Source organism: Roseibium sp. RKSG952, from assembly GCF_009711355.1.
Genome location: NZ_SMMF01000942.1, coordinates 64,080 through 88,927, shown reverse-complemented (window position 1 = coordinate 88,927; position 24,848 = coordinate 64,080). Strand labels below are relative to the sequence as shown.

Here is a 24,848-nt window from a genome sequence, read left to right as displayed (position 1 = left end):
CATTCGCGTTACGCAGCGCCCTTCTCCTCTCAGTTATGTCAAGCGCGCCAGACGGACAGCCCCTCAGCCCGTAATCGCCAGGATTATGATCACAATCACCAAGGCAATCAGACCCCAGACCATCGGCCCGCCAAACCGCCCCTTCGCGGCGGCCACTTCCAGCTTCTCCTCCACGTCCTGCAACTTTTCCTCAACAACGTGCTCAGCCTCCGAGACCGAGTGCATCGCCTCTTCCGCCGCGTGCTCGATCGAGATCGTTTTCGCCTCCTCGACGACGCCAGAGTCCATGTCTGCCGCAGCCTCGGCTTCCTCGGGAGCCGCGCCGCCGCCAACGAGTTCCGTGAACTTGCTGAAGAAATCATCTGCCATCTTGCGGGCGGTCGAATCGATCAGGCGGCTCCCCAATTGCGCGAGCTTCCCGCCGACCTGCGCCTTGGCTGTGTAAGTCAAAATGGTCTCCGCACCGTCTTCGGCCAGATGCACATCGGCAGAGCCCTTGGCGAAACCCGCGACACCGCCCTTGCCTTCGCCGACAATGGTGTAACTCTCGGGCGGGTTAATGTTTTCCAGGGTTACGGAGCCTTTGAACTTTGCCTTGACGGGTCCGATCTTGGACGTCACTGCCGCAGCCATTTCCGTAGGGGAACTCATTTCGAGGCTGTCACACCCCGGAATGCACTGTTTCAGGATCTCCGGGTCGTTCAGCGCTGCCCAAACGTCTTCTCGTGGAGCCGGGATCCGGTATTCGCCGTTCATGTCCATTTTCTTGTAAATCCCTCTAGATCCGCCCGCGCAGGGCCCAACAGTGCGTAATGAACAGGGTCCGATCCACCAATTCAAACCACTGGCGCCGGTCGAGCTGTTTCAATGCTGACACATCTCGCAGCGCAATACTGGACGCTGCAGATCCCGAAAGGCCGCCGGTCAGGTCCCGGCGAGGCCAAATTTCTTCATGCGGCGGTACATGGTCGCCCGGCTGATGCCGAGATCCCGGGCCGCAGCCGACACATTCCCGCCCTGCCGGGACAGCGCCCGCTTCAGGTCGGAACGGGCGGCAGCCCCACTGGACGATCTTTCTTCCAGCTGCAGGACATCCACCAGCGGCGGCGTTTGCGCCAGGGTTTCATCGTTCAGTCCATAAAGCTTGCGCGCCTGACGTGTTGCCCCAATGATCAGATCATCCGCATCGACTGCGAGCAGGGCCACACCGGATTTTCCCGGTTCACCCGCCATCAACACCCGCGCGCCTGCGAAGGCAGACCTGAAAAGGTCGCTTTCGACCGTCCGCGCGCTTTCAGTCACCATCGCACCAAGGACTTGCGCAAACGACGCATCGAGATCCCTGCGGCAACTGGAAATATCAAGGACCGCCCGAATGTCCCCCTTTGGATCGTAGATCGGAGCGGCCATGCAGCTCATGGCAATATTTGCGCTGCGAAAATGCTGTTTTTGATGAATGACAACCGGAGCCTTTTCAACAAGGCAGGTGCCGATCCCGTTCGTTCCTTCAGCCGCTTCGCTCCAGACAGCACCTTCCGTCAAACCCCAGCCGCGAAAACTGGTTTCATCGCCTGCCTTGCTGCTGGACTTGAGGATCAGGCCGTTTTCATTGGTCAGCACGATACTGCAGCCCGCCTGCCCAGCGAGCCGGAACAAACCGTCCAGCGTGGGTCTGGCGACGATAAGCAAGTCTCCAGCCGCTTCGAGGGCCTGATTGAATTCCCTGTCTGTTACTCTGACGGGAGGACGCTTCTGGCTCGGATCAAGCCCGTGATACAACATGGACCGCCGCCACGAGGCTGCGACACCGGAAAGGGCTGCAGCAGCACTTTCCCGCACGGTTTCCTCGACCAGGTCCGCATGCGTCCCTGCGATCTGGGCTGATAGCATCAGCAGTTTCTCCCTCAGTGTCAGGGCCCACACCCTGCACTTTGCCACAAGACGAGCAAAACGTTAGGGAATTGTCAAAGGATTTTGGCGGTCCCCACCTGATGGCCCGAAAGCACCTGCCTGCAAGGCTCCCGGCAGCTTCGAGACCGGCCATCGAGGCGATAAGGGTTTGCGGTTTGTGTGCCTTGGGATTATGTCAGGCGCACCGTCAGAAATCCTCCCTCGCCGCCTCAAGGCGCGCCACAGTCCATTTTCATGAGTACCGACTTGTCAGACACGACACCTCAGCCCCCTTTTTCCGATTTCGGCACGCCACCCACTCAGGCCTATCCGGTCCTTTTGGAAACCAAAGGCTGGAAAGACTACAAGTTGCTGGACATGGGCGAGGGTGAGAAACTCGAACGCTATGGACGGTTCAACATCGTCCGCCCCGAACCGCAGGCCATGGGCAAGCGCCGCAAGAAACCCGCGCAGTGGGAGCGCGCCGATGCCGCGTTTTCCGGCGATACGGAAGAAGAAGGCCCGGGGCGCTGGAAATTCGCCGGAAACGTGCCCGAAACCTGGCCGATGTCCTATGGCCCGGTGCGCTACAATGGCCGGTTCATGTCCTTCCGCCATGTGGGTGTCTTCCCCGAACAGGCGGCCCATTGGGACTGGGTGAACGGCAAGATCCGCGCGGCCCGCAAAGCCCAGCCAGACCGGCCGCTGAAAGTCCTGAACCTTTTCGGCTACACCGGCCTTGCATCTCTTTTGCCCGCCACCGAAGGCGCACAGGTCACCCATGTGGACGCCTCCAAGAAAGCAATCGGCTACGCCCGCGAGAATCAGGCCATGTCCGGGCTGGAGGATCTTCCGATCCGCTGGATTTGCGAGGATGCCTCCAAGTTCGTCGCCCGGGAAGTCCGGCGCGGCAACACCTATGACGGCATCATTCTCGACCCGCCGAAATATGGCCGTGGTCCCAAGGGCGAGGTCTGGGACCTTTACACGAGCCTCCCCGGCATGCTCGGCGAACTGAAACAGTTGCTCGCCAAGGATGCGCTGTTCATGATCCTGACCGCTTATGCGATCCGGTCAAGTTTCATGGCGATCCACGAATTGATGGCGGAGACGCTGGACAATCAGGGCGGCCTGCTGGAATCAGGTGAACTTGTCATCCGCGAGGAAGACGGTGCCCGCGCCCTGTCGACCTCTCTGTTTTCGCGGTGGAGCAGCCGGTAATCCGGCTTGATGATTTTACATTTTTTTGGCCCGGCGACCGGGCCCTCTGGAGCCCATATGTCCCAGTCCGGAAAACCCCAGCGTGTCGGTGCGGTCAAGCAGATCACCTCCCACTCCAATCCGATCGTGAAGGAAATCAAGGGGCTTGTGTCCCAACGCAAGCACCGGATCCAATCCGGGTTGTTTGTCGCCGAAGGCCTGAAGCTTGCGACCGATGCCCTCGATGCGGGCTGGGGCGTGCGCTATCTGGCGCTTGGACCGGAGGCGCGGGAGCACCCGCTGGCCCAGACGGCTGCAGCCAAGGCAAAGGCCCGCGGAGCCTTGATCCTTGAAGTGAACACCGCCGTTCTTGCCGCCATGACCCGCAAGGACAACCCGCAAATGGTGGTTGGCGTCTACGACCAACAGACCGTTGAACCGGACCAGATCGACCCGTCAAAATCAACCGTCTGGGTTGCCCTCGACCGGGTCCGCGATCCGGGGAACCTCGGAACCATCATGCGTACCGTCGATGCGGTCGGCGGCTCCGGCGTCATTCTGGTCGGCGATTGCACCGATCCTTTTGCGGTCGAGGCCGTGCGGGCCACCATGGGATCCCTGTTCCATGTTCCCATTGCCAAGATGTCCAAGGCGCGGTTTCTGGAGCTTGCCGGAAACTGGCCCGGATCCGTGGTGGGCACGCATCTGAAAGGATCTGTCGATTACCGGACGGTAGACTATGGCGAACCGGCCCTTTTGGTCATGGGCAACGAGCAGCAGGGACTGGAAGACGACATGGCCGGAGCCTGCAAGACCCTGATTCGTATTCCGCAAGCAGGACAGGCCGACAGTCTCAATCTCGCCGTTGCCACCGGCATCTCGCTTTATGAAATCAGACGGAACCATCTGGAGCTGTGACCCCCATGCGCTTGTTTGTTTTTGGTGCCGGTTTTTCATCAAAGGCGTTTATCGAGGAGGCCAGGAACCGGTTCGACTGGATCGGCGGAACGACGCGGTCTCGAGAAAAAGCGGACAAATTACGCAGCATGGGTGTCGAGCCATTCCTGTTCGATGGCGAGACGCCAGGGACAGGCATCGCAGAAGCGCTCTCCTCTGCAACCCACGTACTGATCTCGATCGCACCAAACGACACCGGCGACCCGGTTCTGAACCAGCATGGCAATGATATCGCCACTGCCCGGCCCCAATGGATCGGGTATCTGTCGACGGTTGGGGTCTATGGCAATCATGATGGCGCATGGGTTGATGAAGAAACACCCTGCAAGCCCGTGTCCAAACGCTCGATACAGCGTGTTGCCGCCGAACAGGCCTGGCAGGAGTTCGGCGCAGCGCATGGGAGTGTCCTGCAGATTTTCCGCCTGTCCGGCATCTACGGCCCGGGCCGCAATACGTTCGAAAATTACCGGAAAGGAACGGCGCGCCGCCTGATCAAGCCGGGTCAGGTCTTCAACCGCATCCGCGCCGAGGATATTGCAGGTGTGCTGGCGCTCGCCATCGATTACCCGAAAAGCCGGATCTTTAATGTCACCGATGACGAGCCGGCCCCGCCGCAGGATCTGGTGACGTATGCCGCCCAGCTGCTCGGGATCGAACCTCCGGCAGAAATCCCGTTTGAAACGGCAGAGCTGTCCCCGATGGCACGCTCTTTCTATGGTGAAAACAAACGTGTTTCCAATCAACGCGTTAAGGAGGAACTCGGATACCGGTTCAAATTTCCCGAATACAGACAATCCTTGAAGCAACTGCACGAAAAACAGAGCTAAAAATTGTTTGTTTTTACAACGTTATTAAATTCAATAAAATTTAAATAAGTAGAAAGATAAAAACCGAAATAAAAGTCCGATTAGCCGTATGGATTTATTAATAGAAGCCTCATAGTATTCAGTTGTAAATTGAGGCTTCGCCATGAACGGTTTAGTTAATAGCATCATCATCGGCATTTTTGTATTTGGAAGTGCGGCACATGCCGCACCTCCTGCGCCCCCGGTCTCAGAACTGGTTACGGACGCATTCGTTGCCGAGACCCGGGACTGGCTCAAGGCTCCTGTCGTTGCAATTTCCGTTCAGGCGCAAAACACCCGGCGCGGTGTCTTGAGCGAAAACCAGATTCTGGCGCTTGACAGACAGTGGCGTGCGGAGCGGGAGGCAGATGACAAGCCCCTGATCGCCGCAACACTGACCTCTCCCCTGTCGATCTATCTGCTTCGCCGTCAGGCCGATACACTGGGCCTCTATACGGAACTCTTCGTAATGGATCGCAATGGCCTGAATGTAGGACAGAGCGCAATCACGAGCGACTATTGGCAGGGCGACGAGGCGAAATTCCAAAAGACCTTCAATGTCGGCAGCAAAGCAGTGTTTGTCGATGACGCCGAGTGGGATGAAGAACGCCAGATTTGGCGTGCGCAGTTGAACCTGACCCTGACCGATGATGCGGGTTCGGCTATCGGCGCGGCCACCGTGGAGATCAACCTGACTGAATTGCAGCGCCGTACTGCTAATTCAGACGAATAGTCGGGGAACCAGATTCATGCTTCAATCCGTATCGGTTTCGGTAAAGGGGACTGCCGCCTTTTTGTTTCTCGCCCTGATAGCTGCTGTAACCAGCGCCATCATTTACCAAAACACCGTTCAGGTCAGAACAGCAGCAGATGAAGTGCTTCATTTTGACAAGCTGATATCGACTGTTCATGAGCTTGATAACGCCATTCAGACACAAAACCAGGCGCTCAAGAATTTTCTGCTGACCGGCGACCTGTCGTTCGCCAGTGACTTTACCGCGCGCAGTTCCGCGATCGAGACAACTTTCCGGCAGCTGACCACACAAACCGATGCGGACCTGATCCAGCTGCAGCAACTTGCCACAACCTTCAAGGGGAACTGGACGGCTTGGGTCAAGAACTTCGCCAGCCGGCAGATTGCTCTCATGCGCCATCCGGATACGGTCGATATGGCCCGAGCCATGGAACTGACCCCGGAAGCCTCCGGTCTTTGGCAGGCGATCACCCGGTCCTATACCGAATTTCATGAGGAACTGGGCAACCGCACCCAACATCTCTGGTCGGCTCAGAGCAGTGCCATCTCGACAGCAGGTCAGACGGCGGTTTACAGCGCACTTGCGACCATCCTTCTTGCAGTCCTGCTCGGATTCTTCAATCACATCCAGATTGTACGCCCCCTCGCCCGGGTCACCGGAAAGGTCCGCAAGCTTGCACAGGGGGATACGAATATCGATTTGCCGAACACCAAGCGCGCTGACGAAGTGGGGCAAATCCTGTCTGCCCTGTCCGCGTTCCGCGAAAGCCTGGTCCAGATCAAGAAGCTCGAAGAAGAGGCAGCCCGTCAACAAGAGGGGCAGCGCAAGAACCGGCAACGCGAACGCACAGCCCTGGCAGACGAATTCGAGGCAGAAGTCTTGAAACTCACGCATGATATTACCGATGCGCTCAAAAACCTCGACACATCCGCAGGCGGCCTCACCGACTTGGCCAATAGCACAAGCAATCAGGCCGTCAGTGTCGGTGCGGCTTCGGAAGAGGCCACCCAGAGCATCGCCATGGTCGCCAAATCCACAGAAGAGCTCACGAAATCGATTGGCGAAATATCAGGCCGTGTAGGGAACTTCACCGAACTCGCCCGCAAGGCAATCAGCGATGTCGAGCAGTCCAACTCTGCCATCGAGACCTTCCAGAACGTTGTTGACCAGATTGGCGATGTCACCCGCCTGATTACGGATATTGCCGAGCAAACCAACTTGCTGGCGCTCAACGCCACGATCGAGGCCGCACGGGCAGGCGAAGCGGGAAAGGGGTTCGCTGTAGTTGCCTCGGAAGTCAAGGCACTGGCAGAGCAGACCGGCAAGGCAACCGACCAGATCGACCATCAGATCCAGTCACTCAAGTCAGCCACCCGCGACGCGGTCACGGCCACCGGCGCAGTGTCGCAAATCGTTTCTTCTATTGCCGAACAAAGCGAAGCCATGATGCGATCGACCGAAGAACAAAGCCTTTTCAGCCAGAACATCGGCCATCAGATCACTGACGCTGCCGAAGGAGCCTCGAACCTTGCAGGCACACTCCAGAAGGCCAAGTCCAGCGCCAGCAAAACCGGAACCTTGAGTACTGAAATCCAGAAAGCAATCCAGTCTCTTCAGGAGCGCTCCGCCCACCTTCAATCCGCCATGCGGACATTTGCGGAAAGCATTCGGGCGGCCTGAAAGAGAAAGAAATTCACACCTTTGCCTGCACTGGTAAATTTAATTAGAAACCTATTAAAAATACCCTGTTTAAGGAAAAAGCAAAATAGACCTATTGTCTATTTCGCACAACAGTGTCTTGATCTCGCCGTGTAATCGGGCGTGTTCGGATTTGATGAGTGATGCGTATTTCATGGAAGATTTTCGGCGTTTCACTGCTTGTATTTCTTGTCATGGCAGCTTCAGCCGTCTACTCGATCTATAAAATTTCCAAAATCAACAGCGAGCTGCAGGCAATTTCCGGTGTGTTTGCACCGTTGACGGAAGACGTCACGCGGATCGAAATCATCGCGCTGCGCGAAGAGCTCCATCTCGAACGCATTGAAAAGCTCGAGGCGGAATTGCGCGGGGACCGCCTTGAGGGGTTGGCGGAAGGAAAGACTGCTGACGAGGTAACCGCATCAATTTCCAACAAGCCCGGCCTGTCGGACCGGCTCGAGCATCTGGAAGAACGGCTGAAAAAGGAACTTGAGGTTTTCGAAGCCCGGTCCAAAGAGGTTAGCCAGCTGTTCATCGACTCAGAAGACCGGGTGCGCGGAGCCCAAGCCTCCAGCACGTCCACTGAAGAGCGCCTCGAACTGGCTGCCCTGCTCCCCAGCCTGATATCCCTCGAACTCCAGCACAAGAACTTTCACTCCCATGCACGCAACCTCATTGAGGCGGCAAACATGTCCCCAGAGATGCGCGAAAGCCTGGAGGAACAGCTGGAGGCGCAAGAAACCCAGCTGACCGGTGCGATCGAAGACGTGCGCAGCCATGTGGCCTCTTACACGTCAGGCGCAATCCGGAAAGCTGCCGATCACGAACAACAGGCACTCTACGCCACCGCGATTGCCACCGTTGCCGCCGGTATCCTTGCGCTTTTGTTGTCCTATGCGGTCATATCCGGAATTCTGCGCCCCATGCGTGAATTGGCCCAGGGCACCAGGAAAGTTGCCGAGGGTGATCTTTCAGTCAAGCTCACCCCGCTCACACGGGATGAAATCGGCGAACTGACGGAGCGCTTCAATTCAATGGTGAAGGGGTTGCAATCGACACAGAAGATCAAGGATACGTTCGGTCAGTATGTCGACCCCCGTGTGGTATCGGGTCTCATCGGTGAGGGTCCGGAGGCTGTTGCCGGGGAAAAGAAGGTTGTCTCGGCCTTTTTTTCAGATCTCGCCAACTTCACGTCAATTTCGGAACAATTCACACCGGCTAGCCTCGTACGCATGCTGAACCGCTATCTGGATCTCATGTCGCTTCCGATCACCGAGCGGCAGGGTGTGATCGACAAGTATATCGGCGACTCCATCATGGCTTTTTGGGCCCCGCCTTTCTGCAGTGAAGGGGATCAGGCAACTCTTGCCGTGCAGGCCGCCGTCGACAATGTATCCCGCATGCCAGCTTTTCAGGAGGAATTGCCGGAACTGACCGGACTTCAGAAGAACCTGCCCGCACTCCGGCAGCGCATAGGGATTGCGACCGGCGACGCGGTGGTCGGCTCCATCGGATCCAGTGCCACCAAGAACTACACCGTGATGGGTGACACCGTGAACCTCGGATCACGTCTGGAGGGTGCCAACAAGATCTACGGCACCTCCATTCTGGTTTGCGAGCGGACCCGCAACATGACATCGGGCGTGGATTTTCGCCTGATTGACCTGCTTCAGGTCGTCGGCAAGACCGAGCCGACGCTTGTCTACACGCCGATCACCGGCGAGGTCTCGAACGGAACCGCCATTGCCGAGCTTTCGGAAGAAGCCCTGACAGCTTACGCCGATCAACGCTGGAAACAGGCGCAAGACCATTTCCGCAGCATTCTCGACGTCCTACCCGGTGATTCTGTGGCACCGGTCTTTCTCAACCGCATTGAACTGATCCTGCGCGACGGAGCACCGGACAATTGGGACGGTGTCTGGCATATGCATTCAAAATGACCAGACCCGCCGGAAGGCGGGCCTTTGTTGTCCAGCCAATGGCGGATTCACTTGGGCTGGGCGACGACCCGCAGATACGGCTTGAGCGTTTTCCAGCCTTGCGGGAATTTCGCTTTCGCATCTTCGTCGCTGACGGCCGGCACAATGATCACATCCTCGCCGGATTTCCAGTTTGCCGGAGTGGCTACCTGATGGTTGGCTGTCAACTGGAGCGAATCGATTACACGCAGGACTTCATCGAAATTGCGGCCGGTCGATGCCGGATATTCGATCTTGAGCTTGACCTTCTTGTCCGGCCCGATCACGAACAGGGAGCGAACGGTCAGCGTGTCATTGGCATTTGGATGGATCATGCCATAGGCGGTCGCGACTTCCCGTTTCGGATCTGCGATCAGCGGGAAATTCAGCGCAACGCCTTGTGTCTCTTCAATATCGCCCACCCAGGCCCGGTGATCGTCGAGCGGATCGACGGAAACGCCGAACACCTTGACCCCGCGCTTGTCGAACTCATCTTTCAGCTTGGCGGTCGTGCCCAGTTCTGTCGTGCAAACGGGCGTGAAATCCTTAGGATGCGAAAACAGCACCGCCCAGGAACCATCAATGACCTCGTGGAACCGGATCGGGCCTTCGGTCGTTTCCACTTCAAAATCAGGCGCTTCATCACCAATCAGCAATGCAGACATGACACTCTCCTTGCAATGTTGGAAAAAGATGCGTGTAGAACCGGGTTGTCGTACCACAGTGCGGCACGAATTCCAGCCAAACCTTTCGCAAGGGTGGTGGACCCAAGTGACGGTACTGATGGGGCTGCGGCAGAGCCGCTTGCCCGGCACGTCTTATTTGCCCATGGCCCTGCACTCAAACAAGAGAGACCGATCAAATGTCAGAATGGACCGTATACCTGTCAGGCGAAATTCATACCGACTGGCGCGAGCAGATCGTGAACGGTGCCGAGGCCCGGGATCTGCCGATTACCTTCTTCAGCCCGGTGACTGACCACAGCGCCAGCGACGATTGCGGAGCGGCTATCCTCGGCGGAGAAGACAACAAGTTCTGGTACGACCACAAGGGCGCGAAGGTCAACGCAATCCGGACACGCACTCTGATCGAACAATCCGACATTGTCGTTGTCCGGTTTGGGGATCAGTACAAGCAATGGAACGCCGCATTCGATGCCGGCTATGCAGCCGCTCTCGGCAAATCCCTGATTATCCTGCACGATCCCGCACTGACCCACCCGCTCAAGGAAGTCGACGCCGCCGCACAGGCCGTTGCCGAAACTCCGGATCAGGTTGTCCGCGTCCTGCAATACACGACGCAAGGCGTATTGCAACGTTAGACTTTTGCCCAAGCCCGGGTCACTTGCATTTTCGAAAACAAATCATACATAGTGGTGGTGCGCCAATCGAAGCGATAGAAAAGCATCGCGCTTTTTGGTTGGCCACCTCAAGGTTTGAAACGCCGATATGCGTACAAACCCTTATATTCGAAACGGAAGCTCTTAAAAGCGTCCGTGTTTTCAAACAAAACTGTCATGAAGACGTTGGGAACAGCCAATATTGGTACCGCCCGGCGTTTAGAACAAAATTTGGAAAGTCACTGTCCATGCATCATGGAAATGTAAAATGGTTCGACATCGGCCGGGGTCTTGGCCTGATCGAACCGGTCGAGGGAGATGATGTCCCTGTAGATGTTAAAACTCTACGCGAATCCGGTCTTGAAACCCTCAGGGAAGGCCAGCTGGTTGCCTACGATCTGACATGGCGCCGCGGTCAGGCCGTTGCCGAGGACCTCAAGGTTCTCTGAAGTCAGAACCGAAAAGGCTGGCGCAAGGGCGGATTTTCCGCCCTTTTATTTTGCCCGATCCTGTGTTCTGTTGCAGGTTGCAATGCGGGATGGACCACGACCGATACGGCGGCCGGTCCATGCTCCCGGCAATCGGAGGGAATGAATGGACCGGAAAGCCTGTAATGTCCTGATGATCTATCCGCGCTTCAATTCCGGATCCTTCTGGAACTATGGCAAGACCTGCGAACTGGTCGGAGCCAAGTATCCCGCCCCGCCCCTTGGCCTGATCACCGTCGCGGCCATGCTGCCTGATAATTGGGAGGTCCGGCTGATTGACCGCAACACGGGCGAGCTGACCCCGGAGGACTGGGCCTGGGCCGATCTGATCATGACGGGCGGCATGCTTCCGCAACAGGCCGACGCTCAGGAAATCATCCGGCTGGCTAAAAAGCAGAACACCCCGGTCGCCGTCGGCGGACCTGATGTGACTTCAAGCCCGGAAATTTATGAGGCCGCAGACTTCAGGGTTCTCGGTGAAGCAGAAGGTATTCTCGACAAGTTCGTTGCAGCCTGGACGATGGGCCAAAGATCCGGAACGTTCACTGCTGAAAAATTCAAGGCAGACGTCACAAAGTCGCCCATTCCGCGATTCGATCTCCTGAATTTCAAGGATTATGTGCAAGTCAATGTCCAGTATTCGCGGGGGTGCCCGTTCACCTGTGAGTTCTGCGATATCATTGAACTCTACGGCCGGGTTCCACGGACCAAAACGAATGACCAGATGCTGGCCGAGTTGCAAAGGCTGCACGATCTTGGTTATCGCGGTCACGTCGATTTCGTCGATGACAACCTGATTGGCAACAAACGAGCCGTGAAAGGTTTCCTGCCCGAACTGATTGCCTGGCAAAAGGATCGCAACTATCCGTTCGAGATGTCGACCGAAGCCTCTCTGAACCTCGCAGACGACGAGGCTTTGCTGGCCATGATGCAGCAGGCGGGTTTCTTCTCCGTGTTTGTCGGGATCGAGAGTCCGGACCCAGATGTGCTGGTTGCCGCCCGCAAAAAACAGAATACGCGTCGCGACATCGCCAAGAGCGTTCACAAGATCTATGAGGCCGGTATCTTTGTCGTCGCCGGGTTTATTGTAGGCTTCGACGAGGAAAGCGATCAGGTTGCCGATGAAATCAGTGCCCTGATTGAAGAAGCAGCCATTCCGGTTGCCATGACCGGACTGCTTTACGCACTGCCCAACACCCAGTTGACCCGCCGGCTGGCAAAGGAGGGCCGCTTACATGCGGATTTTGCCACCGATGACCCCGACACGGAACATGGTGATCAGTGTACGGCCGGCCTCAACTTCGAGACCTTGCGCCCCCGCGGCCAGATCCTGCGTGACTTCCAGACGGTTGTCGACCGGGTCTATACGCCGGAAGCCTATTTCGGCCGTGTCCGCAAAGTCGCTCGCATGATGAACATGAAAGGCGCAAACGGCGCGATCCTCAGTGCCGGTTTCCTGCACGATATCCGGATGTTCGGGCGGTTGGTCCTTGCAATGACCTTCACCAATTCCGAGTATCGCGCGCCGTTCTGGAAGACGCTCGCCTATACCGCTTTCACAAATTTTCGCGCAATCAAGCCCGTGATGATGATGCTTGCGCTTTATGTGCATCTCGGCCCGTTCTCGCGCTTTGTGCTCAAGCAGATCGACACACAGATCGACGAAGTCGAAAGCGGAAAATGGAACAATCCCGGACTTGTGGCTGCCGAGTAGTGGAAAATAGCCCCTTTCGCTTGTTTCTTGCTGACCCGGACCTCTCATGCCGCAACATCAACTGAACGGACCGTCGCTCCCGCCCCGGTCCGGGGACCGTGCCAGACAGCTTGTTGTTTTGCTGCACGGCTACGGTGCAAATGGGGCCGACTTGATCGATCTTGGACGAATTTGGAGCAGCAGTCTTCCGGACGCTGCCTTCGTCGCCCCCGATGCGCCCGAACCGCTGCCCTTTGACGGGTTTGGCGGGCGGCAATGGTTTGCCCTGGCCGAACGTGACATCCGCGAATACCGTCTCGGCGTTGAAACCGCCGGCCCGGTGCTTCAGGACTTCATTTCGGAACAATTGAGTGAACTCGGCCTTGAGGCGGCAGATCTTGTCATTGCCGGTTTCAGCCAGGGGGCCATGATGGCGCTCTTCACCGGATTGACCCGGTCTGATCCACCTGCCGGCATTCTTGCCTATTCCGGCGCTTTTGCGGGACCGAAGACGGTCACGGCCATTGCGGTACCACCGGTTGCAATGATCCACGGGGCGGAGGACGATGTTGTCTCCTCAAACTATTTGGAAGCGGCCAATGTCCAGTTGCAGGCTCTGGGCGTGGACGTAAAAACCTATTTGCTCGAAGGTCTCGGTCACAGCATTGATCAACGCGGCCTGACGATCGGCGCCCGCTTTCTCCAAGACAGGTTCGGCGGTTAAATCGGGACTAAAGAAACTCTGTCCGAATGACCTATCCGAAAGTCCTTTATCCGAAATACGGCCTCAATTGAAACCAAACTGCAGTCGAACCCATCAAACAGCGCCACTTTATTAAATTTTGCCCCCACAAAAGTAATACCCATAGTGGCTTATTTAAAATAAAATATTATAATATTCAAATAATGTTCAAATAATGTTCAAATAATGTTCAAACTGTATGCGTTAGTATTTTTTATACAATATTATCCGCCAACCCAGATTTACCGTGATGAAAATATACTGCCGCAACGCACCATCGGATCTGCAGTCTATTTGTCATGGCACTCCGGGTCGGCTCAGACTTGCTCCATACCAATCGTGATCAGTCTTTACATGTAAGGGTATGTTTCAGAGCTGACCACCATGTGGGTGGCCATATCGTTCACACATCACGCGTGAACCCAGTCACCTCTGATTGGCTGCGCCAGCGTTGCGAGAACTGCAATCAAACACAGTTCAATCGATGCTGCCCAATAAATATGGCCGATGATTTCGCTCCAAAATTCAAAGCCGTTCAGGTTCCAAAGCCAGCCGGTCGCACCATCGGCATAAACAGGATTGCGATAACCAAGCAGCGGAATGATAAATCCATGCATCGCCACCGTTATGATAAGGGCGTAAAGAACGCCGTACCACAACCGAATTTTCGGCCAGACAGCGGAAATGACAACATAGACGAATGCAAAGGCAAAACTGAACAGCCAGTGATATAGCGACACCGCGCCCAAGACGGAATTGCCCTGATAAACATAATCCAATGAATGTGAATTAAATCCCAGCCAGCCGAACCAATCATCTATGTTTGCTCCCGGAGGCGATATTTCGCCCGGTGCCCGGGGTGGCATGTTGACCTCTGATCCCCATTTGACGAGCGAACTGAAGAACCCGCCTACCAGCGTCGTCCATATGATCACCTGACGGTTAGATTTCTGCGCTAGAAATTTAATTCCCATATTGTTCAACTTTCCAGTATCCTGAACCGAATCGCCTTAGAGGCGGAGTTTGATCGAGCTTCCGGGATCCGTCCTGTGGAAGGGGGGTGATTTCCGTAACAGAAAAGACACCTCACCAACGGCCGGATTGGACCGGCATCGTCAAGTAACGCGCACACGCTTTGTCACCAGATCCCTTGACCGGACTCCGTTTTGGAGGAGGCGCAGTAGCTTTCCATCACGGCAATGTCCAGACAAACACCTTTCCACCCCATTAATTTTCCGTAGGGTTTGCATGAAACTCCGGCGTTCTGATCGCGAAATCACGCCAAGTGCAGAAGCACGTAACACCAAAGCGGCAGACTTATGCAGCCGATCACTGAAGACTGCGTGACGATACCCGCGACAAGCGTCCTGTCGGCACCATAACGAGCCGCCAATACATGCGCGGCGGAGGCGGTAGGCAGCGCCGAAAACAATGTTAGCGCTGCACATATCGGACCCGGCACTCCGGTTGCCAGGCAAACCGCAAGAACAGCGCCGGGCAATACAAACAGTTTGACCGCATGAAGACCTGCATTGAAACGGGTCAGCCGGAAGACGATTGACCAGTCGAGCGCCGCCCCGATCGAAATCAGCGTCAGGGGCAAGGCAGCGTCGGCCAGACGCCCTGCCACAAGAGACGGAACTTCGGGCACAGGTATCCCGGTCACGCCGACGACGACCCCGCCCAGGCTCGCGACCAGAAACGGATTAACAGCGATTTCAAGGACCTGTTTGCGTGGCGAACCATTCTTGCCGGTCAGCGCCCCGACAGCCAGGGCGTTTGCCATTGGCACCGCCATCCCTATGGCTACTGCAAGGAACCCTGCAACCGAATCCGGGAAAGCCTGAACGGCCACAAAGGCCAAAGCCGTGTTGAAACGCCATGCCGTCTGCCAGGCGCCCGCAAAATCAACCCAGTTCTGCGGCCCGTAGCGCCTCAGGACATACCCCCCAGCAAAACCCAGACCAAGTATGCCCCAGGCAGCAAACCCGATCGCAAAAATGTCGTTCAAGGCGATCGGCTTTGATGAGGCCGCCACAAACAAGAGGGCCGGAAACAAAACCGAGAAATTCAACTTGTCCAGTGCCCGCCACCCCGCCGGATCGATGCGTTTTGCGAGCAGCGCCCCCAGCCCGATCAAGGCGAGGTCGGGCAAGAGCTTGAAGAGCGGAACCAATGCGGGATCGACAGACATAAAGTGAAACCAAACAAGACCAGTTGCATCCTGTGTGCCTCACCTGAATACTGGTAATGAAATGCATAAAAAAATAATCCAGAGTTATAGTATGGCATTCCCCGAGTTTCCGATCACAGCCCTGCGCGCCCTGAAAACCTTGCGCGAGACCGGATCCATGACCCGGACCGCAGCATTTCTGGGCATTTCACAACCGGCTGTCAGCCGTGCAATCGGAACACTCGAACAGCGTTTTGGCCTGACTTTCGTCCGGCGCGACAGCCGACCGATCACACTGACAGCGGAAGGGGAACTTGTGGCGAGTTTCTCGGACCGGATTGAGGGAGACCTAACCGACCTTGCACACCAACTGGCACGTCTCAGACATGGGCGAACCGGCAGCGTGACCATCGGGTCATTCGGCGCAAGCGCTTCGACACGCCTCTTGCCGGATCTCTTGAGGTCTTTCATCCGAAGCTATCCGGAGGTCACCGTTTCCATACGGGAGTATGACGATCAGGAACTGGCCGAAGCGCTCAATGACCGGATCATTGATGTTGCCGTTCTGGCAAATCCGCCAGACCGGTTTGATCTCTTGCTTCTTGGGCAAGACGAACTCGTCGGTCTTGTGCCACAAGACGATCCATTGGCTGGAAAGGCAAGCCTGGACCCAAGCGATTTTGAAGGTCGTCCTTTCATTCTCTCAAAAGCCGGGAGTGAACCCCTGATCCGCGATTGGTTCTCGGCAAATGGTGAGGGATTGCCCCCACCGTCGCACCGGATCAGGCAGACCGTTTCCATTTTGGCCATGGTTGAAGCAGGGCTTGGAACGAGCATTATGGCCCGGTATGCCCTGCCGAGAGACGTTGGCAGGGTACACGCAATCCCCTTAGCACCTCCAGCACCACGCGACCTGGCGCTGGTGCGTCTACCGGGTGCCGCAAAATCCCAAGCGGCCGATCTGTTCTGGCAATTTGCGGAGCGCCAGACCGGCTGACGCCCCCGAGTTTGCGCCGATCACGCCCGTTTCAGATAAGCCGCGATGATATCGCAGGCTGCCTGCAAGTCATCCCTATGGATCATCTCCGTCACTGTATGGATATACCGGGTTCCGACAACGATTCCGACTGCTTTGGCACCGGCAGCCGCCTGCTGGGCAGCGGCTCCGTCCTGACCGCCTGCCCGCAGCATGGTCCGCTGGAAAGGAATCTCTTCTTCCTGTGCAATCGCCTCGACTTCCTTGACCAGATCCCGGTCGGCAATGAAGCTGGAATCCTTGACATGCAATCCAAAACCGTTCCCCTGCACGGTCGTGCGATCCTGTTCGGGAACACCGGGCGTATCGCATGCAAGGGTGGTGTCGATCCCAAGGCCGATATCCGGCTTGATTGCAAAGGCGGCTGTCCGCGCACCACGCAAGCCGACTTCTTCCTGACAGGTGAAGGCGACGTGGATTTCGCAAGCATGCTCCGCATCGCCAAGCGCGCGGATTGCCTCAATGCCCAGCCAGCAGGCAATCCGATTGTCGAGTGCCTTTGAGACAATCTTGTCACCCATTTCGATGAGCGGCTCGTCCATTGTCACCATATCGCCGATCTTGATCAGCTCCGCCGTTTTCTCGCCAAGACCGAGATCGATCACAAACTCGTTCGGCTCCGGGACTTTCTTGCGCTCTTCGGCGGACGAAATGTGGATCGGCTTGCCGCCCGGGTTCATCACGCCCTTGAAATCACCCTCGTCGGTAGAGACAAGCACACGCCGTGAGAAAAGGTTGCGCGGATCAAACCCGCCAACCGGATGCACATGCACAAAACCCTTGTCGGTAATGTGCGAAACGAGGAAACCGATCTCGTCCATGTGGCATAGCAACATGACCTTCTTCGACTTCTTATTGTTGGCTGGCGTTTTACGTGGCGTGCGTTTGCACAGAAGTGACCCCATCGCATCGATGGTTATCTCATCAAAGAGGCCTTCGATTTCGGTCCGGATGAGGTCGCGAACACGATGTTCATGTCCAGGCACTCCCGGCGTTTCGCATAGGCGGCGTAGCAGGTCGATGTTCATGAGGTCTCCAAAACTTGTTTTTTTCTATTCAGGGCCTTTTCCGAAACACCTGAGTGCCGGCAAATGCCCGTGCAAACGCAAATTGATGTTCCCGATTTACAATGTCTGAGACAATTTGCAATCAAAGGGCCGGATTCGTGCTGCTTGCCACGGCTCTGTCGCAATTTGGGAGCAATTGTTGGATCCGGTCTTTCCCGGCACCTCTGCTTACTTCAATCATTCCTTGCGTAAGCCGGCGCCTCCGGAGCCGTTAAGATATTTTGAGGGAGACGCCAATGCTGAAAAAAAAGAAGCGCGTAATTCTGTCCATCGACGGCGGTGGAGTACGTGGATTGATCCCCCTTCGGATTCTGGAGTCGCTTGAAAGCCGTCTGGCCCACCGTGGTGTCAATCTGCCCATACACAAGCATTTCGACCTGATGTGCGGCACATCGACGGGCGGGCTGATCATTGCCGGACTGACTGCGCCCAAACCAGATGGGGCCAAAGGCGAAGCTGCAGCAACGATCAAGGAACTGCGGGACTTCTACGAACTGGAAGCACGCGAAATCTTTACCCATTCCTTGGGAAAACGTCTCGCCCGTGCGTTCATCAATCCTTTCAACCTGTTCGATGAATCCTACGACGCCCGTCCGTTGGAACGTTTGTTGAAGGACCGTTTCGGCTGGACCTCCATTGCCAGCGCCCTGACCCGGATCGTGCTGACCGCCTATGATATCGAAAACCGCCAGGCTGTCTTCATGACCAACGGTCTCGAACACGACGGAAGCCGCCCGAACGACTACTATTTCTGGCAGGCTGTGCGGGCAACGACCGCAGCTCCGTCCTATTTCGAACCGGCCCGCATGGATAATCTGACCAGTGGCAAGCAGGAAGCCCTGATTGATGGCGGTGTCTTCATGAACGACCCGACCATTTCAGCTTATCTCGAGGCCCGCAAACTGGGTTATGCCCCCAAGGACATCATTCTGGTTTCACTTGGAACCGGCCAGGCACAACAACAGGCTTACCGCTACGAAGATGCCATCGGCTGGGGCGCCCTAGGCTGGATGCAGCCTTCAAAAGGCGTACCGATCCTGTCGATTTTCCAGGATGGCCAGAGCCAGACTGCAAGCTATCAGGCAAACGAACTGTTTTCCGAGCTCAACGGCGTGACGTACTTCCGGCTGAACGGCCTGCTCGACCCGGGCACCGAAGCCTTCGACAATGCGCGTCCCGGGAACATCATCGCCTTGAACGGCGTTGCGGATCGGATCATTCGCGATGAAACCGTTGTTCTGGATGAAATCGCCGACATTCTGCGCGACAACGTTCCGGTCAATGGACCGTCGATCGTGAATGCTTCTCTGGAAAATGCCGCCTGACAGCACCTTCCTCGTGACAGATCGAGAGAAACGGCGCACTCTTGCACGGTGAACTTGGTTGTTCCGGGGGAAAGTGTGGCTGCGTCTCTTGTTCTGAAGTGGAAAAGGCATTTGGCGGGCATTGCCTATGCCTTGATGGCAATGCTCTCGTTCAGCGGCGATGTCACTGCCCAATCCGGACCAGCGCCTACGGGAAAACCGGTTCAGACCTCCGTAGTTGCACTGGAAGCCGTTGAGATTCGTGTCCCCGTCCCCGGACTCAAGCCGGAAGCCCCTGAAGGCTGGAGTGAACAATCGAGGCTGGTGCTGCGCTCCAGCGCGCCGGCAAAGTCCTACTTTGGAGCGATGAGCGGGCCTGCGCCGCTCAAGGCCCGCGCCATCGGCTCTTATGCCAAGGGGTGCCTTGCGGGGGGCGCGGCCTTGCCCGTCGATGGGCCGAATTGGCAGGCCATGCGTCTGTCGCGCAACCGCAATTGGGGTCATCCGGAGCTGATTGACTATTTGCAGGATCTGGCCCGGGACGCCCCATCGGTCGGGTGGCGGGGACTTCTCGTCGGGGACCTTGCCCAGCCACGAGGCGGGCCGATGACATCCGGGCATTCCAGCCACCAGATCGGACTGGATGCCGACATCTGGCTGACGGAAATGCCCGCACGACGGCTTAGCCGCGAACAACGTGAGAAAATCTCCGCCATTTCCATGTTGAAAGGACCGTTGGACGTCAAGGGCGCCGATCGCCGGGTAGACGGCAGAAAATGGACCGATACGCATGCAAGGCTGATCCGTCGCGCAGCACAAGACAAGCGCGTTGCCCGGATTTTCGTCAATCCGACGATCAAGAAAGCCCTTTGCAAATTTGAAAACGGACGCGACCGCAGCTGGCTTCGGAAGGTACGGCCGTGGTGGGGACACCACTATCATTTTCACGTCAGGCTCGCCTGTCCGAAGGGCAGCCGCGGCTGCGTCAACCAGAAAGCCCCCCCACCGGGCGACGGCTGTGGTGCCCAACTCACCTATTGGCTTTCGGACGAGCCCTGGGTTCCGAAAAAGCCGCGCGATCCGAACAAGCCCGTGGTCAAAAAACGCCCGCTCGCTCTTGCCGCCTTGCCAAAAGACTGCCGCAGCGTGTTACAGGCAGAGTAACGCCTCTCTTTTAAGGTGCTTTTTTATAGAAATCCCGCTAGGGTAGATAAAGCAAAACGGGAGGGAACTGATGCGCTTTCACTATGCTGCCGTGTTGATGCTCGGCCTTACGCTACCAGCATCCGCGTTTTCACCTTTCGAGGCGGAGAGCTTTCAGAATTTTTCCAGTCTTGTGGGAACATCGTCCACCTGGGTGAATCAATCCGGCTCATCCATGACGATTTCTGTCAGCCGGACAGCCGACGTCACGGGCCAATACATCAACCGCGCCGCTGGCACAGGATGCCAGAACACACCCTATCAGATTGCCGGCCGGGTCGACGGAGACTTCATTGCCTTTACAGTCGCCTGGAACAATGGCACTGAGAATTGCAATTCGGTGACAGGATGGGCTGGTTATGCACAAGCGTCGTCCGGCAACATTGAGATCGTCACCAACTGGAACCTCGCCTATCAGGGGCCCTCGGGGCCAGCCATCCAGCAGGGCAACGACACGTTCATCTACCAGCCCCAAAAAACAGGAAGTCTCGTGCCGCAGTAGCCGCCTTCCGGCCTCTCCGTTCCAGGCACTGCAATTCGCCCAACAGGAAAAACCCGGGACTGGAGACAAAACCAGCGGCTTCAAACAGCTTGGGGTGACTTTCAAGCATCCAGTTTAGCGGACATGGAAGATGCTGGCGTATCTCCCACATCCAGGACACGTGTCATCAGCACCAGATCCAGCCAGCGGCCGAACTTGGTTCCAGCCTGCGGCAAACGTCCGCTTTCAGCAAATCCGTGCTGCTCGTGGAACCGGATGGATCCCCCGTTTTCACCGTCTATGGCGGCGATCATGACATGCATTCCAGCGGACTTGGCATGGTCGATTAGTGCCTTGAGGAGAGCCGTGCCAATTCCGCCGCCTTGCAGCCCCGGATTGACATAAACCGAATGCTCAACGGTCTTTCGATACCCGTCAGCCGGGCGAAACCAACCATAACTTCCATACCCAAGCACCTGATCCTCGCCATCAACGGCGACAAGGACCGGGAACCCGGCGTTCCGCCGCGCCAGAAGCCAGCTGCGCCGGCCATCCAGATCTTCAAGGCGGTCAGTCCAGAGCGCAGTCAAATGGGCAACCGCGTGATTGTAAATCGCCAGAAGGGCAGGCAGATCGCGAAGCTCTGCCGGGCGAATCTTGACGGAGGTGTTTTCCGCCACCGGGGCGTTCTGGAACGGCTCATGTCTCATGCTCTTTCGCTTAACACCATTGTCCATGGGTGGCCAACGGCAAAAGGCACAAGTTGTTTGGCATTTACCCTCGAATTCCTTCCATATTCGACACGCAATCCTCTAGGCGAAACAGACGAGTGGTGCTAAATGGGCGCCATGACGAGCCAGACACTTTCCAACATCCGCAACTTCTCCATCGTGGCCCATATCGACCACGGCAAGTCGACGCTTGCCGACCGGCTGATCCAGATGACAGGCACGCTGACTGATCGCGAAATGACCGATCAGGTCCTCGACTCGATGGATATCGAGCGCGAGCGCGGTATCACGATCAAGGCGCAGACCGTGCGGCTAATCTACAATGCCAAGGATGGGAAGCAATATATCCTGAACCTGATTGACACACCGGGGCACGTGGATTTCGCTTACGAAGTGTCCCGCTCGTTGGCCGCATGCGAAGGGTCCCTGCTTGTCGTCGATGCCTCGCAAGGGGTGGAAGCCCAGACGCTTGCCAATGTCTATCAGGCGATCGACAATGACCACGAGATCGTCACGGTCCTGAACAAGATCGACCTGCCTGCCGCCGAACCCGAGCGGATCATGGAACAGATCGAGGAAGTGATCGGCATCGATGCCTCCGAGGCCGTCATGATCTCGGCCAAGACCGGCTTGGGCATCGAGGATGTTCTGGAAGCCATTGTCACCAAGCTGCCGGCCCCGCAAGGCACCCCGGATGGCACGCTCAAGGCGATGCTGGTCGACAGTTGGTACGACACCTATTTGGGCGTGATGGTGCTCGTCCGCGTGATCGACGGAACCCTGAAAAAGGGCCAGAAGATCAAGATGATGGGCACCGGCGCCAGCTATGACGTCGACCGGGTTGGCGCCATGACCCCCAAGTTCATTCAGGTTGATGAAATCCGTGCCGGCGAAATCGGCGTGATCACCGGCTCGATCAAGGAAGTGGCCGATACGCGCGTCGGCGACACCATCACGCTCGACAAGGCACAGGGTGTGGAAGCCCTGCCCGGCTTCAAGCCGGCCCAGCCGGTGGTGTTCTGTGGCCTGTTCCCGGTTGACGCCAATGATTTCGAAGACCTGCGCTCGGCCATGGGCAAGCTCCGGCTGAACGATGCCAGTTTCTCCTTCGAAATGGAAACGTCTGCGGCCCTCGGTTTCGGGTTCCGCTGCGGTTTCCTCGGGCTCCTGCATCTGGAAATCATCCAGGAGCGCCTGTACCGCGAATTCAATCTCGACCTCATCGCCACCGCACCGTCCGTGGTCTATCAGATGACCATGACTGACGGCACCGAGGTCGAATTGCACAATCCGGCAGACATGCCTGATGTGGTCAAGATCTCGGAAGTGCGCGAGCCCTGGATCCGCGCCACGATCATGACCCCGGACGAATATCTGGGCGGCATCCTGAAACTGTGTCAGGAGCGCCGGGGCCTGCAGGTGGACCTCTCCTATGTCGGTTCTCGTGCCATGGTCACCTACGATCTGCCGCTCAACGAAGTGGTGTTCGACTTTTACGACCGGCTGAAGTCGATCTCCAAGGGCTATGCTTCCTTCGACTACCAGATTTCCGACTACCGGGCCGGTGATCTCGTCAAGATGGCAATTCTCGTCAACGAGGAGCCGGTCGACGCGCTTTCGGTTCTGGTCCACCGCTCGCAGGCCGAACGGCGGGGGCGCGCCATGTGCGAAAAGCTCAAAGAGCTGATTCCGCGGCACATGTTCAAGATCCCGATTCAGGCAGCGATCGGCGGCAGGGTGATTGCCCGCGAAACCCTTTCTGCGCTTCGCAAGGACGTGACCGCGAAGTGTTACGGCGGCGACGCGACCCGCAAGCGCAAACTTCTGGAGAAGCAGAAGGCGGGCAAGAAGAAGATGCGCCAGTTCGGCAAGGTCGAAATCCCGCAGGAAGCCTTTATTCAGGCTCTCAAGATGGACGATTGATCCGGTTCAGCTTTGGAATTGAGAAGTTCGGAAAATGGCGAGGGTGGATTCAGCCGCGAAGTGTAACGAGGCAACAGCCAGGTTCGGTTCGCCATAAGGGATGGAGAACCGCTTGGCGGCGCTTCAGCGCCCTTGACACTCACCCCCTTATGGCAAGATCGCAAGGGAGCCTTTCAAAGGCGTATTATGCCTTGAAAGGTCTTCCCTGAGAAAGAACCTATCAGATTGAGCAGCCTACATTAGGTTGCACTTCGCGCTTGAATTCACCGGAAACAAATCTGAAACTCACTGTCGGCTTTAAAATCCTTCTTTTAGCCAATTGCAGGGCCGAGGATTTTCCGGCGTTATCGTCAGAAATTGAAACGTAGCTGACCGAAATAATAGCGATTGCGCAATGTAAATTTATACCATTCATAATACACATGACGCACTGCAGAACCAGCTTGACGTCTTTGCGCAAATGGGAGCTCTGATGGCACAGCGCTTGTTTTTTCTATTGCACGTCCCCAAATGCGCCGGATCAACGGTTGAGCATCATTTTGAGCTGCACTCGGGAGATGGTTTTCTACGCGTTCCAAGATGGAAAAATCCGCTACGAAACATCATTGGAAACCGATATCACAAAACCTTTATCCAAAAGCGGTTAGAAAACGTCAAAGTTGCATCAGGACACTCCCTCAGCAGTGGGCTTCGCGCCTTCCTGCCTGATCATGTTATCTGCGAAACAGTTCTCCTGAGAGACCCTCTCAGCTATCTTGTCAGCTTCTACAATTATCGCTGGTCGAGGTACGTGAATGATCAAGGCCCGAAACCCCCGCAATTCGAAAAATGGTATTCGACACAACGGAAAAACCCGATCAGTAGGTTCATTTTGAACCGCTACTTGGATTATGGTGTACCCCTGATATATGGCCTTTCATCACAGGCACGTCTTGATATTATAGAAGACAGGCTGAAGGACTTCCATTTTGTGGGAAGCTACAAATTGACCGATAAGATGATTCGCGGCATATCTGAAGAACTTGGCATCCCCAGCCGGTCCGTGTCCCAAAATGTCACCCCGCATCGAAAAATTATGATCCAAGATATCGATCCTGTTCTGCGAGATCGAATTGAGAGCGAAAATGCAGTCGACCGCTTTCTTTTTGAGCGGTGGAAACATCGCGGCTGGGTCAAAACCTACCGCCCTGCAGCGGCAACCAATTTACCCAAATTCGATCAGCCGATTTATCTGGCCGATGATAGCTACACAGCAATCGCCAAAATAGCTGGTTAGTTCGAACATAAGACAGAAGATATCATTCAGAGTAAGCCGGTTGCTGGAAACGGTCATGCTAACTCTAATCCGCATGGATTGACCGGCGT

General features: G+C 56.4%; 23 protein-coding genes. 16 read left to right on the top strand and 7 right to left on the bottom strand.

The genetic code is table 11. The annotated features are described in order from the left end of the window. Positions 1–63: 63 nt before the first annotated feature. On the bottom strand, positions 64–762 hold the full coding sequence (locus E1297_RS29115) for a carbon monoxide dehydrogenase subunit G (protein WP_155144413.1): 699 nt from the start codon (positions 760–762) through the stop codon (positions 64–66). 162 nt (positions 763–924) lie between these two features. Continuing rightward, the gene (locus tag E1297_RS29110; protein ID WP_209016059.1) at positions 925–1,890 is read right to left on the bottom strand and encodes a GAF domain-containing protein; all 966 of its coding nucleotides are present in this window, start codon (positions 1,888–1,890) and stop codon (positions 925–927) included. Between the two features lie 255 nt (positions 1,891–2,145). Here E1297_RS29110 and E1297_RS29105 point away from each other — a divergent pair, with 255 nt between their 5' ends. The 6 genes from E1297_RS29105 to E1297_RS29080 all read left to right on the top strand — a co-directional run bounded on the left by E1297_RS29105 (position 2,146) and on the right by E1297_RS29080 (position 9,285). Beyond that, positions 2,146–3,111, top strand: a complete 966-nt coding sequence (locus tag E1297_RS29105; protein ID WP_209016055.1) for a class I SAM-dependent methyltransferase — start codon at positions 2,146–2,148, stop codon at positions 3,109–3,111. 57 nt (positions 3,112–3,168) lie between these two features. After that, positions 3,169–4,008, top strand: a complete 840-nt coding sequence (locus E1297_RS29100) for an RNA methyltransferase (protein ID WP_155144411.1) — start codon at positions 3,169–3,171, stop codon at positions 4,006–4,008. A 5-nt stretch (positions 4,009–4,013) separates the two neighbouring features. After that, on the top strand, positions 4,014–4,874 hold the full coding sequence (locus tag E1297_RS29095) for an SDR family oxidoreductase (protein ID WP_155144409.1): 861 nt from the start codon (positions 4,014–4,016) through the stop codon (positions 4,872–4,874). 142 nt (positions 4,875–5,016) lie between these two features. Next, a complete protein-coding gene (locus E1297_RS29090; protein WP_155144408.1) occupies positions 5,017–5,625 on the top strand; it encodes a hypothetical protein in 609 nt (202 codons plus the stop codon). Positions 5,626–5,641: 16 nt separating this feature from the next. Further along, positions 5,642–7,327 (top strand): methyl-accepting chemotaxis protein, encoded by a 1,686-nt coding sequence (locus tag E1297_RS29085; RefSeq protein WP_155144407.1) that lies wholly within the window; start codon positions 5,642–5,644, stop codon positions 7,325–7,327. 161 nt (positions 7,328–7,488) lie between these two features. Then, entirely contained in the window at positions 7,489–9,285 is a 1,797-nt protein-coding gene (locus E1297_RS29080; protein WP_244327929.1) for an adenylate/guanylate cyclase domain-containing protein, read from the top strand. Positions 9,286–9,332: 47 nt separating this feature from the next. On the opposite strand, the gene E1297_RS29075 is transcribed toward E1297_RS29080, so the two are convergent. Beyond that, positions 9,333–9,968: a peroxiredoxin gene (locus E1297_RS29075; RefSeq protein ID WP_155144405.1), complete on the bottom strand. Its 636-nt coding sequence runs from the start codon at positions 9,966–9,968 to the stop codon at positions 9,333–9,335. 197 nt (positions 9,969–10,165) lie between these two features. Here E1297_RS29075 and E1297_RS29070 point away from each other — a divergent pair, with 197 nt between their 5' ends. From E1297_RS29070 to E1297_RS29055, 4 genes are all read left to right on the top strand, one after another. Then, the gene (locus E1297_RS29070; RefSeq protein ID WP_155144404.1) at positions 10,166–10,624 is read left to right on the top strand and encodes a YtoQ family protein; all 459 of its coding nucleotides are present in this window, start codon (positions 10,166–10,168) and stop codon (positions 10,622–10,624) included. Positions 10,625–10,890: 266 nt separating this feature from the next. Beyond that, positions 10,891–11,091, top strand: coding sequence for a cold-shock protein (locus E1297_RS29065; RefSeq protein ID WP_155144403.1), 201 nt, complete (start codon positions 10,891–10,893; stop codon positions 11,089–11,091). A 145-nt stretch (positions 11,092–11,236) separates the two neighbouring features. Then, positions 11,237–12,844 carry a B12-binding domain-containing radical SAM protein gene (locus E1297_RS29060; RefSeq protein WP_155144402.1) on the top strand — a complete coding sequence of 536 codons (1,608 nt, stop codon included), beginning with the start codon at positions 11,237–11,239 and terminating at the stop codon, positions 12,842–12,844. Between the two features lie 46 nt (positions 12,845–12,890). Continuing rightward, positions 12,891–13,547 carry an alpha/beta hydrolase gene (locus tag E1297_RS29055; protein ID WP_155144401.1) on the top strand — a complete coding sequence of 219 codons (657 nt, stop codon included), beginning with the start codon at positions 12,891–12,893 and terminating at the stop codon, positions 13,545–13,547. Positions 13,548–13,975: 428 nt separating this feature from the next. On the opposite strand, the gene E1297_RS29050 is transcribed toward E1297_RS29055, so the two are convergent. Together E1297_RS29050 and E1297_RS29045 are read right to left on the bottom strand one after the other, a co-directional pair. Further along, on the bottom strand, positions 13,976–14,539 hold the full coding sequence (locus tag E1297_RS29050) for a DUF1440 domain-containing protein (RefSeq protein ID WP_155144447.1): 564 nt from the start codon (positions 14,537–14,539) through the stop codon (positions 13,976–13,978). A gap of 302 nt (positions 14,540–14,841) precedes the next feature. Next, entirely contained in the window at positions 14,842–15,759 is a 918-nt protein-coding gene (locus E1297_RS29045) for an AEC family transporter (RefSeq protein ID WP_155144399.1), read from the bottom strand. 91 nt (positions 15,760–15,850) lie between these two features. On the opposite strand from E1297_RS29045, the gene E1297_RS29040 reads away from it, so the two are divergent. Further along, complete coding sequence (locus E1297_RS29040; protein ID WP_196223433.1) at positions 15,851–16,735, top strand: LysR family transcriptional regulator; 885 nt, start codon at positions 15,851–15,853, stop codon at positions 16,733–16,735. Positions 16,736–16,755: 20 nt separating this feature from the next. Here E1297_RS29040 and E1297_RS29035 read toward each other — a convergent pair whose 3' ends face one another. Next, entirely contained in the window at positions 16,756–17,802 is a 1,047-nt protein-coding gene (locus tag E1297_RS29035; RefSeq protein ID WP_155144395.1) for a M42 family metallopeptidase, read from the bottom strand. A 275-nt stretch (positions 17,803–18,077) separates the two neighbouring features. On the opposite strand from E1297_RS29035, the gene E1297_RS29030 reads away from it, so the two are divergent. The 3 genes from E1297_RS29030 (at position 18,078) to E1297_RS29020 (ending at position 20,850) form a co-directional block, all read left to right on the top strand. Then, positions 18,078–19,166: a patatin-like phospholipase family protein gene (locus E1297_RS29030; RefSeq protein WP_209016054.1), complete on the top strand. Its 1,089-nt coding sequence runs from the start codon at positions 18,078–18,080 to the stop codon at positions 19,164–19,166. A gap of 75 nt (positions 19,167–19,241) precedes the next feature. Continuing rightward, complete coding sequence (gene mepA, locus E1297_RS29025; protein WP_368669721.1) at positions 19,242–20,309, top strand: penicillin-insensitive murein endopeptidase; 1,068 nt, start codon at positions 19,242–19,244, stop codon at positions 20,307–20,309. 70 nt (positions 20,310–20,379) lie between these two features. After that, the gene (locus E1297_RS29020; protein WP_244327925.1) at positions 20,380–20,850 is read left to right on the top strand and encodes an avidin/streptavidin family protein; all 471 of its coding nucleotides are present in this window, start codon (positions 20,380–20,382) and stop codon (positions 20,848–20,850) included. Positions 20,851–20,951: 101 nt separating this feature from the next. Here E1297_RS29020 and E1297_RS29015 read toward each other — a convergent pair whose 3' ends face one another. Then, complete coding sequence (locus E1297_RS29015) at positions 20,952–21,539, bottom strand: GNAT family N-acetyltransferase (protein ID WP_155144393.1); 588 nt, start codon at positions 21,537–21,539, stop codon at positions 20,952–20,954. 138 nt (positions 21,540–21,677) lie between these two features. Between E1297_RS29015 and lepA the strand changes: the two genes are divergently transcribed. Beyond that, on the top strand, positions 21,678–23,483 hold the full coding sequence (lepA, locus tag E1297_RS29010; protein WP_155144439.1) for a translation elongation factor 4: 1,806 nt from the start codon (positions 21,678–21,680) through the stop codon (positions 23,481–23,483). Positions 23,484–23,955: 472 nt separating this feature from the next. Beyond that, the gene (locus E1297_RS29005; protein ID WP_155144391.1) at positions 23,956–24,759 is read left to right on the top strand and encodes a hypothetical protein; all 804 of its coding nucleotides are present in this window, start codon (positions 23,956–23,958) and stop codon (positions 24,757–24,759) included. Positions 24,760–24,848 lie beyond the last annotated feature (89 nt).